Raw genomic sequence first — 17111 nt, 5'->3', positions numbered from 1 at the left:
CCTGATCTAATTGTTGTTACTGCAACTATTTTTCTAAACCGCCTTTTTTGTGTTGTTTTATCCTTTATATGCTCTATTTCCTCTGCACAGCATCTACACAAAAGTCAGCAATCTGTTTTGAAAAATAGTCTTTATGCGCATGATCAAACTTTGTATTTTGAGCTGGGTCTAGGGGTTCAACCACCACATAGGTCATGGCACCGACAACACACAGTGCTGCTGTATTTAAATCATCCAAGACAAACTCACCACTTGCATTTCCATCCGCAAGTATTTTTTTAATACTTTGCTTAATCAATTGCTTCACACGAAAACGCTCATGTTCAACCGTTGAATCGACGGGTTCAAACATGAGTGAATATGCAAGCTGAGGACTATTCAGTGCCCTTTTTACAAAGGTTGCCACCGCCTTGTGTAATTTCTGCTTTGCCGATAAGTCACTTTCGGTAATCGATTCAATCACCAATAGTTCTGTATTAATGGCATCAGACAAAACTTCTATTAGCACTTGGCTTTTATTATCGAAGTAGCGATAAACCAGTCCATTAGATACACCCGCTTGCTCTGCAATTGTTTGTATTTGTGCGTCTTTGAACCCTCCCTCTGAAATTATTTTTCTAGCTGAACTCAAAATCGACTTTCGATTTTGCTCCATCCGCTCTTGCATTAAAGATGATCGTTTATAGCTCATAATTTATTCTCTAACAAATAAAATGAATTGTAAATCATTTTATGAATCTGTATTCACTTTTTCAAAAAATCATTGTATGGTAATTATCAAATACCCACAAAATATTTTATGGACAACAAATATAACCAATAGGATGAAAATATCATGAACCTACGCAGCTTGAATTTCGGTCTAGATGAAACTTTAATTGCGCTTCAAGATTCGGTAGCCGCATTTTGTGCAAAGGAAATTGCACCAATTGCCCAACAAGTTGATCAAGACAACAAATTCCCTGCACATCTCTGGAAAAAATTCGGAGATATGGGCCTTTTAGGTATGACGGTTTCTGAAGAATATGGCGGTGCCAATATGGGTTATTTAGCTCATATTATTGCCATGCAAGAAATTTCCCGTGCTTCGGCAGCCATTGGTCTTTCTTATGGTGCTCATTCTAATTTATGTGTAAACCAGATTAACCGTAACGGTAATGAGCAGCAAAAACAAAAGTATTTACCAAAATTAATTTCCGGTGAATATGTTGGTGCCCTTGCCATGTCTGAGCCAAATGCCGGTTCCGATGTCGTCAGCATGAAATTACGCGCCGAGCAAAAAGGTGATCACTTTGTTTTAAACGGTTCAAAAATGTGGATTACCAACGGCGGTGATGCAGATGTACTGGTCGTTTACGCTAAAACTGATCCACAAGCTGGCCCTAAAGGCATGACCGCATTCTTGATTGAAAAAGGCATGAAAGGCTTTAGTCACGGCAACCACTTAGACAAACTCGGTATGCGCGGCTCTAACACTTACCCCCTTTTCTTTGACAATGTAGAAGTCCCTGCTGAAAACGTACTCGGTGGTGTTGGTAACGGGGTTAAAGTACTCATGAGTGGTTTGGACTATGAACGAGCAGTTTTAAGTGCCGGCCCTTTAGGCATTATGGATGCTTGTTTAGATGTGGTAATCCCATACTTGCATCAACGTGAACAGTTTGGTCAGGCTTTAGGTGAATTCCAGCTTATGCAAGGCAAACTTGCCGATATGTATTCAACATGGTTGGCATGTAAAGCTCTCGTTTATGCGGTTGGTGCTGCCTGCGATAAAGCGGATCATGACCGCAGCTTACGTAAAGATGCCGCAAGTGCCATTTTATATGCCGCTGAAAAAGCAACATGGATGGCGGGTGAAGCAATCCAGACTTTAGGTGGCAACGGTTATATCAATGAATTCCCTGCTGGCCGTTTATGGCGCGATGCAAAACTTTATGAAATTGGCGCGGGAACTTCTGAAATTCGCCGCATGCTGATTGGCCGCGAACTTTTCAATGAAACCAAATAATAATTATAAGTAAGGACGCATCTTATGAACCAATTACAAAGCAAGATTAATGTTCGAAGCGAAGACTTCAAAACAAACCAGCAAGCCATGCAAACATTGGTCACAGATCTCAAACAAGTTGCCCAGCGTATTGCTTTAGGCGGTGGTGAAAATGCCCGTCAAAAACATTTGGCTCGAGGTAAACTTTTACCCCGTGAACGTATTGATCAACTGATTGATGTCGGCACGGCATTTTTAGAAATTGGTCAATTGGCAGCTTACAACGTTTATGAAGATGATGTTCCTGCTGCGGGTGTGATTGCAGGTATTGGTCAAGTCAACGGCATCACTTGCATGATCGTTGCCAACGATGCAACGGTTAAGGGTGGAACGTATTATCCCCTAACGGTTAAAAAGCATTTACGCGCACAAGAAATTGCTGAACAAAATCACTTGCCTTGTATTTATTTGGTAGATTCAGGCGGTGCCTATTTACCAATGCAAGATGAGGTTTTCCCAGACCGCGATCACTTTGGGCGTATTTTCTATAATCAGGCGCGCATGTCGAGCCTAGGTATTGCCCAAATTGCCGTGGTGATGGGTAGCTGTACCGCAGGTGGTGCTTATGTTCCAGCCATGTCTGATGAAACGATTATTGTCCGTAATCAAGGTACGATTTTCTTAGGTGGTCCTCCTCTGGTAAAAGCTGCAACTGGCGAAGTGGTGAGCAGTGAAGATTTAGGCGGTGGTGATGTTCACACACGTCTTTCAGGGGTAGCTGACCATTTAGCCGAAAATGATGAACATGCAATTGCCATTGCGCGAAACATTGTTGCGAACTTAAATAAAAAGCCAAATGAGTTAAATAAGCAAATTGATGAACCATTATTTGATGCATCGGAACTCTATGGCGTGGTGCCAAGTGATGCGCGTAAACCTTTCGATGTGCGTGAAGTCATTGCACGTATTGTAGACGGCTCTCGTTTTGACGAGTTTAAAGCCCGCTTTGGCTCAACACTTGTAACGGGTTTCGCTTCTCTCTACGGCATGCCAGTCGGCATTATTGCCAATAACGGAATTTTATTTTCCGAGTCTGCTCAAAAAGGTGCTCACTTTATTGAACTGTGCACACAGCGCAATATTCCATTGTTATTTATACAAAACATCACCGGCTTTATGGTCGGTCGCCAGTATGAAAATGAAGGAATTGCTAAAAACGGCGCTAAATTGGTTATGGCAGTTGCAACCGCAAATGTACCAAAACTTACCCTGATTATTGGTGGTTCGTTTGGCGCAGGTAACTACGGTATGTGCGGCCGTGCTTATTCACCACGCTTTTTATGGACTTGGCCGAACTCACGTATTTCAGTCATGGGCGGCGAACAAGCAGCAAGCGTACTCTCAACTTTAAAACGTGATCAAATTGAGCAAAAAGGTGCCGAGTGGTCAGCGCAAGAAGAAGACGAATTTAAACAACCGATTCGTGAACAATACGAGCGTCAAGGCCATCCATACTATGCTTCTGCCCGCCTTTGGGACGACGGTGTAATTGATCCAGCTCAAACTCGTCATGTACTTGGTTTAAGTCTTGCAGCTGCCATGAACGCTCCAATCCAGCCAACCAAATTTGGCGTGTTCCGCATGTAAGAGGTGTATATGAGCTATCAATTTTTACAACTCGAACAACAAGGTCAGGTTGCCTATGTATGGCTGAACCGCCCTGAATTGCACAATGCTTTTAATACGACAGTCATTGAAGAATTGCATACTTGCTTTAAGCAAATTAATACTCGTGATGACATTCGTGTTGTGGTCTTAGCTGGTCGCGGTAAAAGCTTTTCGGCAGGCGCCGACCTCAACTGGATGAAACAGGCAGGTCAAGCATCTTCGGCTGAAAATGAAGCAGATGCATTAAAACTTGCGCAAATGCTTGATGCACTTGCAACACTTAAACAACCGACTATTGCCCGCGTGCATGGCATTGCTTTTGGTGGTGGTATGGGCTTGGCATCGGCATGTGATATTTGCATTGCCAGCACGGATGCCAAGTTTGCAACATCTGAGGTTCGTTTAGGGCTTGCCCCATCTACCATTAGTCCCTATGTGATCCGTGCAATCGGCGCAAGACAAGCCTCTCGTTACTTCTTAACTGCCGAGCGAATTTCAGCACGTGATGCCAAACACATTGGTTTGGCACACGAGGTTGCAGATGCTGAAGACTTAGATAAAAAAGTTCAAGAAATTATTGATGCTCTATTACTCGGTGGCCCGCACGCTCAAGCGGCCTCAAAACAACTCATTCAAATGGTGAGCAACCAGACCATGAGCAATGATTTGCTGCAACAGACAGCCCATCATATTGCTCAAGTTCGTCAAGGCAGTGAAGCAAAAGAAGGTCTAAGTGCCTTTTTAAATAAGCAGCAGCCTGCTTGGGTTTCTAACTCGAATAACAACAATTAAGGACGATCATCATGTTTGAAAAGATTTTAATTGCGAACCGTGGCGAAATTGCTTGCCGTGTGATTCGCACAGCTAAAAAATTAGGTATTGCAACGGTTGCCGTTTACTCAGATGCAGATGCAAACGCACAACATGTCAAACTTGCCGATGAAGCAGTTTATATTGGTCAGTCCCCTGCAACACAAAGTTATTTACAGGTTGAACGTATTATTCAAGCTGCCATTGATACAGGTAGCCAAGCGGTTCACCCAGGCTACGGCTTCCTTTCTGAAAATGATCAGTTTGCGCTCACCTGCCAACAACACAATATTTGCTTTATTGGCCCACCAGTGGATGCCATTTTAGCAATGGGCTTAAAAGCGACTTCTAAAGCTTTAATGGAAAAAGCAGGTGTTCCTTTAACACCGGGTTATCACGGAACCAACCAAGATGCCGACTTTTTAAAGCAACAGGCAGACCGAATTGGCTATCCTGTTTTAATTAAAGCCAGTGCCGGCGGTGGCGGTAAAGGCATGAGTCTGGTTGAACGCAGTGAAGACTTTTTGCATGCCTTAGCTTCGTGTAAACGTGAAGCTAAATCGAGTTTTGGTAATGATGATGTGTTGATTGAGCGTTATGTGATTCAACCACGCCATATTGAAGTTCAAGTGTTTGGTGATACACATGGCAACTACGTGCATTTATTTGAACGTGACTGCTCTGTACAACGCCGTCACCAAAAAGTGCTAGAAGAAGCCCCTGCTCCACAAATGCCAAGCGAGAAACTCGATGCAATGCGCCAAGCTGCAATCGATGCTGCACGTGCCGTAAATTATGTTGGTGCCGGTACGGTTGAGTTTATTGTAGAACAAGATGGTACGGCGTATTTCATGGAAATGAATACCCGCCTACAAGTCGAACACCCTGTCACTGAAATGATTACAGGTGAAGACTTGGTTGAATGGCAACTTCGTGTGGCTTATGGCGAACCTTTACCTAAACTACAAAACGAATTACACATTCAAGGGCATGCGCTCGAGGCACGCATTTACGCTGAAGAACCTGAAAAAGGCTTTTTACCTGCCATTGGTAAAATTGACTATTTGCATTACCCAACTCAAAACCAATATGTGCGTGTAGATAGCGGTATTGTTGAAGGCGATGAAATCACGACGTATTACGACCCTATGATTGCCAAATTGATTGTATGGGGTAAAAACCGTGAAGCTGCACTTATTCAAATGCAAAATGCTTTAAGCCAATTCCATGTGGATGGCTTAGGCAACAACATTGCTTTTCTTGAAAAAATTGTTCGTAGCGAATCTTTTAAACAAGCCAAGCTTGATACCAATTTGATTCAGCGTGAACAAAACTTCTTGTTTAGTCCTGAAGAAATCAAACCAGAACTGGTAGTAGTAGCGGCATTTATTGAGTTTTTAAGCAAACTTAATAACAACAGCTCAAGCCAAAAACAGCTTTGGCAAGCTCAGCCGCTTTGGCGTTTAAATATTGCCTATCAGCACAGTATTAAACTGAACTATTTAAACCAAAATATTCAAATTAAATTTGCCTCAAATGAAGATGGCTTCACCGCAGAATATAACGGTCAAAGCTACCCAATTTCAGGTCAATTGATTGATGCGCATACGGCGTCTGTTCAAATTGGTGGGACTCAGCAAAAGCTATCTTTTAACCAAAGTCAGCAAGGCATTACCTTGTTCCAAAATGGGCAAAGCTATAAGTTTGCTTATATTCGCCAAGACTTTAATCAAGCAGATAGCCAAGCCGATGAAGGTCACCTAAAAGCACCAATGCCAGGTGTGGTCACGCAAGTACTGGTGAGCGCAAATCATAGCGTTAAAAAAGACGATATTTTAATGACGCTTGAAGCAATGAAAATGGAATACACCATTCGTGCCCCTAAAGACGGCTTGATTGTAGACTCCTATTTCCAAGTCGGTGATCAGGTCAAAGCTGGCGATGAACTTGTGGAATTTCAACCTGCGCAGGAGGAAGTTGCATGAGTGAGTTTGTCAAAATCATGGAGGTCGGTCCCAGAGATGGCCTCCAAAACGAAAAGCAGGCTTTAACTGTCGAACAACGCTTAAACTTTATTAATGACCTAATTAATGCAGGCCTAAAATCAATTGAAGTCGGTTCATGCGTTTCAGCAAAATGGGTACCGCAAATGGCTCAAAGTGACGAGCTATTTAAGCAATTACCCCAAACAACCGATGTGCAATTTAGCCTGCTCACCCCCAATATCAAAGGTTTTGAGACAGCTCAAGCGGTAGGATGCAAAGAGGTTGCGGTTTTTACCGCAGCTTCTGAGAGCTTTACCCGTAAAAATATTAACTGCTCTATTGATGAAAGCTTTGAGAAATTTAGTGATGTCATGAGTGCTGCAAAAGCACATAACATCCGTGTACGTGGTTATGTCTCTTGTATTGTCGATTGTCCTTATGAAGGCGCAATTGCCCCTGAGCAAGTGGTGAAAGTTGTGAAACGGCTCTATGACATGGGCTGCTATGAAGTATCTTTAGGTGAAACCATTGGCACAGCAACACCAGATCGCGTTCAAAAGGTTTGGCAAGCATGCATTGCTGAACTCGATAGCAAGGTTTTAGCTGGGCATTTCCACAATACCTACGGCATGGCAATTGCCAATATTTATCAGTCTTTACAGCAAGGCATTCGTGTTTTTGATTCATCCCTTGCAGGACTTGGCGGTTGCCCCTATGCCAAAGGTGCTTCTGGCAATGTATCGACCGAAGATCTATTTTATTTGCTGTCACACATGGGCTTTGAAACTGGCATTGACTTAGAGAAACTGATGCAAGCCAGCCAAAATATTAGCAACGTATTAAACCGAAAAAGCTTGTCGAATTATGCAAATGCGTATTGGCAAACCAAGTGTGCATCGTAATCAATTAAAATAGCTCAGCATCTGGTATAAAGCTGAATATTAGGCGAAGTACCAGATCATCCTATCTCATTTTTATCTCATTCTGTTCAGGAATTGGGACTAAGTTCCTCATGCAATTTTTTTAAAATCTATTATTTATCTCTGTATTAAATGCCTCTTTCAAAAGAAGCATTCTCTACCCTATTTTTATTCTAAACCGTATTATTCTTCATCCTTTTCTATTTTAGTCCTTAAAAAATTTATCTCATTATTTATAAAAATAAGATGCATCCATTTCAATTCTTGGGGAAATATATTCTTCCACCCAATCTAACCATGCACGTGTTTTGGCATCAATAAAATGGCGTGAAGGCAATAAGGTATAAACTCCTATATCGGGCGAACGCCACTCTGGCAAGATATGACATAATCTTCCATTTTGAACTGCATCTAAAGCCGAAAACATCGGCAATAATGCGATGCCCATATCCTGTTGCACCACATCTAACAATAACTCAGGATTATCTGCAATGAGTTGCCCGCCAATGTCGATTTGGTAAGACTCACCACTTGTATTTAACAAGTGCCAATCTGGCGTAATAGACGGGTTTACCAAGCGTAAACAGGCATGATCTTTTAAGTCTTCTGGAGAATTCGGTACACCGTGTTTCTCGAGGTACGCTGGTGAAGCACATAAAACAGAAAAAATAGTGCCAATTCTGCGTGCAACAAAACGGGAGTCTGTTAATGATTCGGTCAGATACAGACTGACATCGACCCCTTTTGCCAACAAGTCTGGAACGTACTGTGAAGTCGTATATTCCACGGTTAATTCGGGGTAATGCTTACAAAACTCGGCCATCACTGGAAAAACATAATGATGCCCAAAGCTTCCCATGCTTAATACACGTAAACGTCCTTTGGGTTTAGATGCTGTTCCGGTTACTTCTGACTCCGCTTCATCCACCATTGAAATGACTTGGCGACAGCGCTCTGCGTAAGTTGCACCAATATCGGTCAGTGCCTGCTGGCGCGTTGAGCGTTGTATTAATTTTGTACCTAAGCGTGTTTCTAGCTCGCTGATAAGACGTGAAACCTGTGCAGTGGTCAGATCCATCTGCTCAGCTGCTGCTGTGAAACTCCCGCTATCAATCACTTTCAGGAATGCATGCATTGCATGCAATAGTCCACCATCGAGATTTTTGCGCATAACGTAAATATGTTTTCCTAAATTACGGATTGTTGCACCAGTTTAGATCAACCACAATGACTAAATGTACATACATTGGCACTAATTCTTTTTAAGAAGAGGAACCGATCTTTTTTTATTTCGTATGTCACTTGCTCCAAATATTCAACTGGATGTTGAAAAAAGAAAGTAGTCCGAGCTACTAAAAATTCTAAGGAGATATAAATGAATATAGCTACAAAAGTCACTCCAAATATTATTGCAACAAAGGATGTGTCACTTGAAGATAAATATGTAAGTGATAACGGTACAGCATATATGACCGGCATTCAGGCACTTGTTCGTTTGCCTCTTGCCCAAACTCGCCGTGACGCGATCAATGGTTATCATACTGCTGGTTTTATTTCTGGTTATCGCGGTTCTCCTGTTGGTAACTATGATAGTTTGCTTTGGCAAGTTCAAGGATTACTTAAATCCCATAATGTTGTATTTCAACCTGGCGTAAATGAAGACTTGGCTGCTACCGCTATTTGGGGTACCCAACAAGTTAATCTTTCAGGCCAAGGCAAATATGATGGTGTGTCTTCATGGTGGTATGGTAAAGGCCCGGGTGTTGACCGTTCAGGCGATGTACTCCGCCATGCGAACTTAGCTGGTACCTCTGAACGTGGTGGTGTGGTTGCCTTATTTGGTGATGACCACTCATGTAAATCTTCTACAATCCCGCATCAGTCTGAACATGTCATGATTGGTTGCGGTATTCCAATTTTCTACCCAACATCCGTTCAACAAATTTTAGACTTTGGTGTTCACGCCATTGCAGTTTCACGTTTTTCTGGCCTTTGGTCTTCAATGAAGCTAGTCAGTGAAATTGTAGAAACTTCTGCTTCTGTTCATGTTGACCTAGACCGTGTCACTCCTCTTATACCAAAAGATGTTAACTTCCCAGAGGGTGGCGTTAACATTCGTTGGCCCGATCATGGTATCCAACAAGAAGAACGTCTTTATAAATACCGTTTACCTGCTGTTTTGGCTTATGCCCGCGCCAACAAAATCAACACCGTTACATGGCCTTGTGAAAATGCCCGTATTGGTATTGCTGCAAGTGGTAAAGGTTATTTAGATACGATTGAAGCCTTACGCATTTTAGGGATTGAAGATGAAACTGCCCAACAGCTTGGGCTACGTGTTTATCAAGTTGGGATGATTTGGCCTTTAGAACCACAAGGCGTTCGTGAATTTGCCGAAGGTTTACAAGAACTGATTGTTATTGAAGAAAAACGTCCAATTATTGAAACGCAAATTAAAGACGAGCTGTACTCACTGCCTGACGGCAAACGTCCTCGTGTCATTGGTAAAGCAACTGATAGTAAAGGCGAATGGAGTACCACTATTGAAGAAGCACCGCTCATTGGTCACTATGAGTATCAGCCTGAACCGATTGCAAAAATGCTGGCCGCTCGCTTCTTAAAACTTGATATTCCAGAAAACTTAAAAGCACAAATCCAAAGCAGAATCGACTTACTGCTAAAAGCAGAGCAAGAATCAAAACGTGTTATTGATCTTGCAGAACGTAAACCTTATTTCTGTAGTGGTTGCCCTCATAACTCTTCAACCGTAGTTCCTGAAGGTAGCCGTGCATTAGGCGGTATCGGTTGTCACTATATTGCCGTTTCACTTGACCGCGGTACGGAAACGTTCTCTCAAATGGGCGGTGAAGGTGTAAGTTGGGTGGGTGCATCACCATTTACCAATGAAAAACACATTTTTGCCAACCTTGGTGACGGAACTTACTTCCACTCAGGTTACTTAGCAATTCGTCAGTCTATCGCTGCAAAAACCAATATTACCTACAAAATCCTCTATAACGATGCAGTCGCTATGACAGGTGGTCAGCATGTAGATGGTCATTTGAGCGTTGCGCAGTTAACTCGTCAGCTTGCTGCCGAAGGCATTAAAAAACAAGTCATTGTTACTGATGAAGTTAAACTATTAAACGAAGAAGATGGCATTGCACCAGGCGTAGAAATTCGCCACCGTAATGAGCTCGACGCAGTTCAACGTGAGCTTCGTGAAGTTACAGGGGTCACCGCTTTAATTTATGTACAAACCTGTGCCAGTGAAAAACGTCGTCGCCGTAAACGTGATGCCTACCCCGACCCAGCTGAACGTTTATACATTAACAGTGATATCTGTGAAGGCTGTGGCGACTGTTCGAAAAAATCAAACTGTTTATCGATTGAACCAGTAGAGACTGCTTTAGGTACTAAACGTCAGATTAACCAAAGTAGCTGTAATAAAGACTTTACTTGTGCCGAAGGGTTCTGCCCAAGTTTTGTGACTGTTCATACACGTGATATGAAACGTCCAGCTAAATTTGAAGGTATTGGTGCAGGCTGGCCAACATCTCCAGTTATTCCTCAGTTATATGATGTTCCAAGTCGTATTATGGTCGGAGGTATTGGTGGTACGGGTGTGGTGACTATTGGCGCACTGCTTGGCATGGCAGCTCACCTAGAAGGTAAAGCAACCCGTGTGATGGACATGGCTGGACTTGCCCAAAAAGGTGGTACAGTTTATTCATACGTTCAACTTGCAGCAACTGATGAGCAAATTTCTTCTACCAAAATTCCAGCGGGCCAATGTGAATTATTGATTGGTGCAGATGCGGTAGTTGCTGGTGGTAGCGCTGCTCTTTCTCGCTTAAAAGATGATGCGTTGGTTATTGTGAATGAAGACAGTACTCCTACTTCTGAGTTTATTAAATCTCGTGACTGGTATGCACCTATTAGCGATTTAATTGATCGTCTTCGTGGTCGTGTTCGTCAAGGTCAACTGGTTTCTCTGCCAGCGGCTCGCATTGCAACTCAGCTCTTAGGTGATTCAATCTATACCAACCAGTTATTACTCGGTATGGCATGGCAATCTGGTCGTATTCCGTTATTACGTGAAAGCATTGAAAAAGCAATTCGTTTAAATGGTACTGCTGTTGAAAAGAACCTCGAAGCTTTCCGTGTAGGTTGTCATCTTGCAAGTGACCCAACTTTAGCTGCACGCTTAGTTGCGGCAATGCCAAAAACCAAAACTCCGCAAACTTTGGCTGAACTTGTTGAAGACCGTTCTGCTCGTCTAACAGACTACTGGAATGAAGCTTATGCAGCTAAATACCGCACACTTGTAGAACTTGCAGCTAAAAAGTTACCAGAAGAATTAACGGGTACCATTGCAACTCAGCTTTATAGAGTTATGGCGTATAAAGATGAATATGAAGTTGCACGTCTTTTAACAGGTAAGAGCTTCAAAGAATCGATTGAAACCCAGTTCGGTAAAGGCTTACGTTTAACATATCACCTTGCCCCACCAGCGTTACTTGGTGGCCTGAAAAATGTTCGTAAACGTGCGTTTGGTTACTGGATGCGCTTCCCAATGATGATGCTTGCTCGCTTACAATGGCTTCGTGAAACTTTCCTTGACCCATTTGCACGTCAAGAAGAACGTCAACACGAACAAGCTTGGCGTGACCGTTACATCGCATTTGTTGAAGCACTTGTTGAAGCACCAGATAATCATAACTTGGCAGTTGCTGAACAAATTGCAAAATTACCAGCAGAAGTCCGCGGTTATGGTCATATCAAAATGAAAGCAATGGACGCTGCAAAACAACGTTGGGATGACCTTACTCCAACACTCATTAAAGTACGTAGCTAAGAAATTGCTTAAAATTTAAATCTGAAAATAAAAAAGTCATCCTTAGGGATGACTTTTTTATTGGCTCAAAAATTTACTTAGTCATTTTACGCAAAGTCAAAATCTGCTCGCTTCGTCCAAATGGGCCATATACATCATGTAAAACCGCACTGGTTAAACCAATACCATCCGAACCATATTGCTGAACGGTTTCCAGACCTAGCCATTTCCCTTGCGGATAACGGTGCATGTGGATTTGTAAATCAAGATTTGGAAAGCCCCAAGTAAATTCGCCTTCTTGTCTTGGGACAATGCCGTTCGCTGTATCTATCATGCCAATCAAATGGGCAAAATCTGTGGTCGGCTGCCCTTCCACGATTTCGTTATCATTATTGAGCCAAACAATCCCTTTGCCTGCGCGATGCTGATCATCAGTTTTAGTGACGAGTGTCTGGATAAAACCACCCGGCCATCGTTTCATACCTGTCCATTCTGTAAAAGTATCTGGATGGTGAACTGGCTGATCTTCAAGCCCAGCAATATCGGAACTATCTTGAGTACACATGCGCCATGCTCTAGCCACAATGCAGGTTTTACCTTGTGCTTGCATTTCAGCTTCAATCAGTTCAATGGTTTTACCAGCACGAATCACATGTGTCTTAATCGTAAACTCACCAAAAGCAATCAATCCAAAAATATCAAAACTAATTCGACCAATTCGCATATCTTGTCGTGGTGAAAATTGCTCTAACTCTGCTGCGATTACACCACTTGCAGGCGCCATGTGCTGTTCATGAGGATTCCAAGCCCCTTGTGCATGAACAGTTGAGCAATAATGAGCAATAACTTCACCTTGAGGACCAATTGTTCTATTCAGTAATTGATAATAAGCATTCATGATTTTCTTTCCGTAGTCCTTGTCCAACATCAATATTTGATGAAAATTCACGTTTTAATGCTTATGTTAACCCTCTATTTGTTTGGCTCAACTGGTTTTTCCTACCAAAAACTGATGAGTCTAAAATTACAAATTTAATCACTAGGTAAAATTCCGCACATAAATTTCACCCAGTGATTCTAAAAAATACTAGTCACTAAAAAGCAAAAGCATCTTGATCGAGCTCCATCACAGATTCAGCTCCAGACTCAATAGAAGCGGCATGGCTCTGTGTACGATGTAAAAGTTTTTGATAGAAAAACTTAGCAGTAGTTAATTTTGCTTTATAAAAAGCTTCTTCTTGTGTACCCGATTCTAATTTTTCATGGGCAACTTGTGCCATTCGAGCCCACAAATACGCGAACACGATGTAACTAGAAAAATAAAGATAATCTACTGAAGCGGCCCCTATTTCTTCAGGGTTGTGCTTGGCTTTCTCTGCAATCGATTCGGTCAGTGACAGCCATTGCTGCTTAAGCTCAGCTAATTTTTCTAGATAAGGTTTCAGCACTTCATTGGATTGGTGCTGGCTAATAAACTGATCAATTAAATCAGTCATGTTCTTTAAAAGTTTGCCTTCTGACTTGAGGACTTTACGTGCAAGTAGATCTAAAGACTGAATTTCGGTCGTTCCTTCATACAATGTTGAGATACGCGCATCACGTACAATTTGCTCCATTCCATGCTCAACAATAAAGCCATGACCGCCAAATACTTGAACGCCATGCTTGGCAGATTCATTGCCTGATTCTGTTAAAAAAGCCTTAGCAATTGGCGTTAAAAAAGCCAGTAATTCATCGGAGTGTTTTTGCTGTTCCTGATCGTTTGAACTTTCCACAATATCGACATGCTGAGCTAAAAAGTAAGCCAGTGCACGGCCGCCTTCAGAAAACGCTTTTTGCGTCATTAACATCGAACGTACAGCGGGATGCACAATAATTGGATCGGCATTTTTCTCAGGATATTTAGGACCAGATAGCGAACGCATGGCAAGGCGCTCTTTGGCATAACTTAATGCGCCTTGAAATGAAATTTCAGAAGCAGCAAGCCCTTGTACTGCCGTTCCAATGCGTGCAGTATTCATAAAGGTAAACATACAATTGAGCCCACGATTTTCCGGACCAATCAAATAACCTTTTGCGCCATCAAAATTAAGTACGCAGGTGGCATTTCCATGAATACCCATTTTATGTTCAATCGCACTACAAACGACTTTATTACGGTCCAGCACCTGACCATCATCACTCACATTAAATTTAGGCACAATAAATAAAGAAATGCCTTTAGTCCCTGCAGGTGCCTGAGGCAAACGGGCTAAAACAATATGAATAATATTTTCAGAAAGATCATGTTCACCCGCCGAGATAAAAATCTTTTCACCCGTAATTGAGTAGCTACCGTCCGGATTTGGTTCGGCTTTCGTTCTAATTAACCCAAGGTCCGAGCCCGCATGTGATTCGGTTAAACACATGGTTCCCGTCCAGACACCGCTAATGAGTTTAGTCAAATACTGCTGTTTTTGTTGCTCGGTACCATGATGCTCAATTGTTCTCATTGCGCCATGAGACAAGCCGGGATACATCGCCCAAGCCCAATTAGAGCCACATAACATTTCAGAAATCGCAATCCGCAGCAATGTCGGTAAGCCCTGCCCACCATATTCCGGATCGGCAGTTAAAGAGGTAAATCCAAGCTCAGCATATTTTTGGTAGGCTTCTTTAAAACCTTTCGGCGTTGTGACTACGCCTTGATTTAAATGGCATCCTTCCTGATCACCATTTTGGTTAATCGGTGCCAACTCATTTTCACAAAAATCTGCTGCTGCCTCTAAATATTGATCAATTAATTCTCGATTTACGCTTTCCTGATAGTTGCTTAAACCTTGATAGTTCTGTTCTGTTTGAAGCATTTCATGCAGTACAAATTGCATATCACGTAATGGAGCTTTGTATAAAGGCATAGTTTTTTCCTTTCACTTCACTGCCTGTGTCATGGGCAGATATTGTTTTTCCTTGAAATGGACTTTTATTGTTTCAATCTCACCAAAATATCAAAAAATTTCTTATAGCAAAATATATTTTCACTAATTTAATAAAATTATCCTAACTTAGCTATAGAGATAAAATATAAATATATGTTTTTAAATATAAATATAGTATTAAAAGTAATTAACACTGCTTAATCAGAATAAATTTAAATTTTGTATTGCAAAATTTTATTCCGTAAAAATTCAATTTATAGTATGGTGATTAAATTGCTTAATCATCCAAGGACGATTTATGGAAAGCCCGAAATACACAGGTCTTGAGTTTTTAACCGCTTTAAAAAATGGTGAAGTTTCACCATCACCTATGGCTCACACCATACCGATGGAGCTCGTTGAAGTTTCCGAAGGTAAAGCAACTTATAAAGTTACCCCTCGCAAAGAACATAGAAATATACAAGGCGGTGTACACGGCGGCTTTTGCGCCACAGCTTTAGATACGGCAACAGGCAGCGCAGCTCATACATTACTTGAACATGGAGTTGGTTATGGAACCATTGATTTAAATGTAAAAATGATCCGTCCCATGCAAGTTGATACTTCGTACTATGCGACAGCCGAGTTGATTAATGCGGGCCGGAATATTATTAGTACCGAAGGTAAAATCGTAGATGAGAACGGCAAAGTGTATGCTTTTGCTTCAGCAACCTTAATGATTATTCGCAAATAATAAAATTTTAAAGCTCCTATTTATGGAGCTTTTCTTGCTTGGCAATCTTGCCCATTTCATAAAAATCTAAGCGATCAATTATAAAACTTAATATTGCCATCGCTAAACCTAAGGCTGCACACGCTTCCCATCCCCAATGTTTCCATGCATACACCGCAATAAAAGAACCTAAGGCGGCTCCACCAAAATATAAAGTCATATAAATTGAATTAATACGGGAACGCGCCTCGGCCGAAATTCGGTAGACCAGATTTTGGTTCAAAACATGAAATGCCGACAAACCAAAGTACGCCATGATCACACCAACAGCGTAGGCCACCAGAGACTGCTGTGCAAAAAATAGTGGTATCCATGCACTTATTAATAGGCCCATGCAAATTACCGCAATTTTATTTTCAAGTCCTGCTGCAATTTTCTTACCTGCCCATGGGGTCGCAAATACACCAGCCAACCCAACAATTCCAAATAAACCAATTTGAAAATCGTTAAAGTGATAAGGCTCATTCGCCAAAATAAAAGTCATGGTGGTGAAAATGAGGGCCAAAATTCCAAAGCCAATTCCACCAGCAAAACCACGGCGTAATAAATGCGGCTGGTGAACAGCTAATGAAAATAGTGAACCATAGATCTGTAGAATATTGAGTTGGTGGGATTTTCGCGCAACCGGTAACTTCACCCACATCACCCAAGCAAACACCAGAATGACAATTCCGCTAATTAAATAAACCGCATGCCAAGACCAAACTGTAGAAAGTAAGCCTGCAATAGAACGCGCTAATAATATTCCCAAGAACAAACCACTCATGAGAGTGCCTACAACTTGAGGACTTTTTTTCGGGCTAGCTAAACCTGCGGCGAAAGGAACCAAAACTTGAGTCGCAATCGAAAAGAATGTCGCTAAAAAGGTAAAGCCATATAAAACTGGCAAGGTTTGACTTAAGGATAACCCTACTTGTGCAAGTCCCGTACAACACATGAGCAAGCAAATATAACTGCGCTTTTCAAAAAAGTCGCCTAAGGGAACCAATATAAAAAGGCCAACTGCATATGACAGTTGGCTAATCACAATAGTTAAGGCGACTTGATCGGCATTAACTTTTAATGCTTCTGCAATTGAATAGATTAAGGGCTGGTTATAATAGTTTGAACCCGCACAAATGCCACATGTCATTGCCATGATAAAAATAAAGCTTTTTGACAGTATATTTTCTGCATTGGGCTCAACTATTGTTTTCATCTTTAACTACGTCCCA

At 41.8% G+C, this 17111-nt stretch carries 12 protein-coding genes; 7 read left to right on the top strand and 5 right to left on the bottom strand.

Annotated features, from left to right (window positions below):
- Positions 1 to 73: 73 nt before the first annotated feature.
- Positions 74 to 691, bottom strand: a complete 618-nt coding sequence (locus tag B806_RS0109165; protein WP_017385577.1) for a TetR/AcrR family transcriptional regulator — start codon at positions 689 to 691, stop codon at positions 74 to 76.
- A gap of 144 nt (positions 692 to 835) precedes the next feature.
- Here B806_RS0109165 and B806_RS0109160 point away from each other — a divergent pair, with 144 nt between their 5' ends.
- The 5 genes from B806_RS0109160 to B806_RS0109140 are packed head-to-tail and all read left to right on the top strand — an operon-like array spanning position 836 to position 7352.
- Complete coding sequence (locus tag B806_RS0109160) at positions 836 to 2008, top strand: isovaleryl-CoA dehydrogenase (RefSeq protein WP_001053639.1); 1173 nt, start codon at positions 836 to 838, stop codon at positions 2006 to 2008.
- A gap of 24 nt (positions 2009 to 2032) precedes the next feature.
- On the top strand, positions 2033 to 3634 hold the full coding sequence (locus tag B806_RS0109155; RefSeq protein WP_017402924.1) for a carboxyl transferase domain-containing protein: 1602 nt from the start codon (positions 2033 to 2035) through the stop codon (positions 3632 to 3634).
- 9 nt (positions 3635 to 3643) lie between these two features.
- Positions 3644 to 4447: an enoyl-CoA hydratase/isomerase family protein gene (locus B806_RS0109150; RefSeq protein WP_017385575.1), complete on the top strand. Its 804-nt coding sequence runs from the start codon at positions 3644 to 3646 to the stop codon at positions 4445 to 4447.
- 11 nt (positions 4448 to 4458) lie between these two features.
- Positions 4459 to 6450, top strand: coding sequence for an acetyl/propionyl/methylcrotonyl-CoA carboxylase subunit alpha (locus B806_RS0109145; RefSeq protein ID WP_017402923.1), 1992 nt, complete (start codon positions 4459 to 4461; stop codon positions 6448 to 6450).
- A complete protein-coding gene (locus B806_RS0109140; protein WP_017385573.1) occupies positions 6447 to 7352 on the top strand; it encodes a hydroxymethylglutaryl-CoA lyase in 906 nt (301 codons plus the stop codon). The genes B806_RS0109145 and B806_RS0109140 overlap by 4 nt, the downstream gene beginning before the upstream one ends.
- Before the next feature lie 247 nt (positions 7353 to 7599).
- Here the strand turns inward: B806_RS0109140 and B806_RS0109135 are convergent, their stop codons facing one another.
- Positions 7600 to 8541 carry a LysR family transcriptional regulator gene (locus tag B806_RS0109135; protein ID WP_017385572.1) on the bottom strand — a complete coding sequence of 314 codons (942 nt, stop codon included), beginning with the start codon at positions 8539 to 8541 and terminating at the stop codon, positions 7600 to 7602.
- 204 nt (positions 8542 to 8745) lie between these two features.
- Between B806_RS0109135 and B806_RS0109130 the strand changes: the two genes are divergently transcribed.
- A complete protein-coding gene (locus B806_RS0109130; protein WP_017402922.1) occupies positions 8746 to 12228 on the top strand; it encodes an indolepyruvate ferredoxin oxidoreductase family protein in 3483 nt (1160 codons plus the stop codon).
- A gap of 73 nt (positions 12229 to 12301) precedes the next feature.
- On the opposite strand, the gene B806_RS0109125 is transcribed toward B806_RS0109130, so the two are convergent.
- Both B806_RS0109125 and B806_RS0109120 read right to left on the bottom strand, forming a co-directional pair.
- Complete coding sequence (locus tag B806_RS0109125) at positions 12302 to 13105, bottom strand: thioesterase family protein (protein ID WP_017402921.1); 804 nt, start codon at positions 13103 to 13105, stop codon at positions 12302 to 12304.
- Positions 13106 to 13301: 196 nt separating this feature from the next.
- Positions 13302 to 15104, bottom strand: a complete 1803-nt coding sequence (locus B806_RS0109120; RefSeq protein ID WP_017402920.1) for an acyl-CoA dehydrogenase C-terminal domain-containing protein — start codon at positions 15102 to 15104, stop codon at positions 13302 to 13304.
- Positions 15105 to 15408: 304 nt separating this feature from the next.
- On the opposite strand from B806_RS0109120, the gene B806_RS0109115 reads away from it, so the two are divergent.
- Complete coding sequence (locus B806_RS0109115) at positions 15409 to 15858, top strand: PaaI family thioesterase (protein WP_079284144.1); 450 nt, start codon at positions 15409 to 15411, stop codon at positions 15856 to 15858.
- Between the two features lie 16 nt (positions 15859 to 15874).
- Here the strand turns inward: B806_RS0109115 and B806_RS0109110 are convergent, their stop codons facing one another.
- On the bottom strand, positions 15875 to 17095 hold the full coding sequence (locus tag B806_RS0109110; protein ID WP_017402919.1) for an MFS transporter: 1221 nt from the start codon (positions 17093 to 17095) through the stop codon (positions 15875 to 15877).
- Positions 17096 to 17111 lie beyond the last annotated feature (16 nt).

Origin of the sequence: Acinetobacter sp. TG2027 (assembly GCF_000302435.1) — a bacterium.
In the GTDB taxonomy this organism is placed as follows: domain Bacteria; phylum Pseudomonadota; class Gammaproteobacteria; order Pseudomonadales; family Moraxellaceae; genus Acinetobacter; species Acinetobacter pittii.
This window is presented reverse-complemented; position numbering and strand designations above follow the sequence as displayed.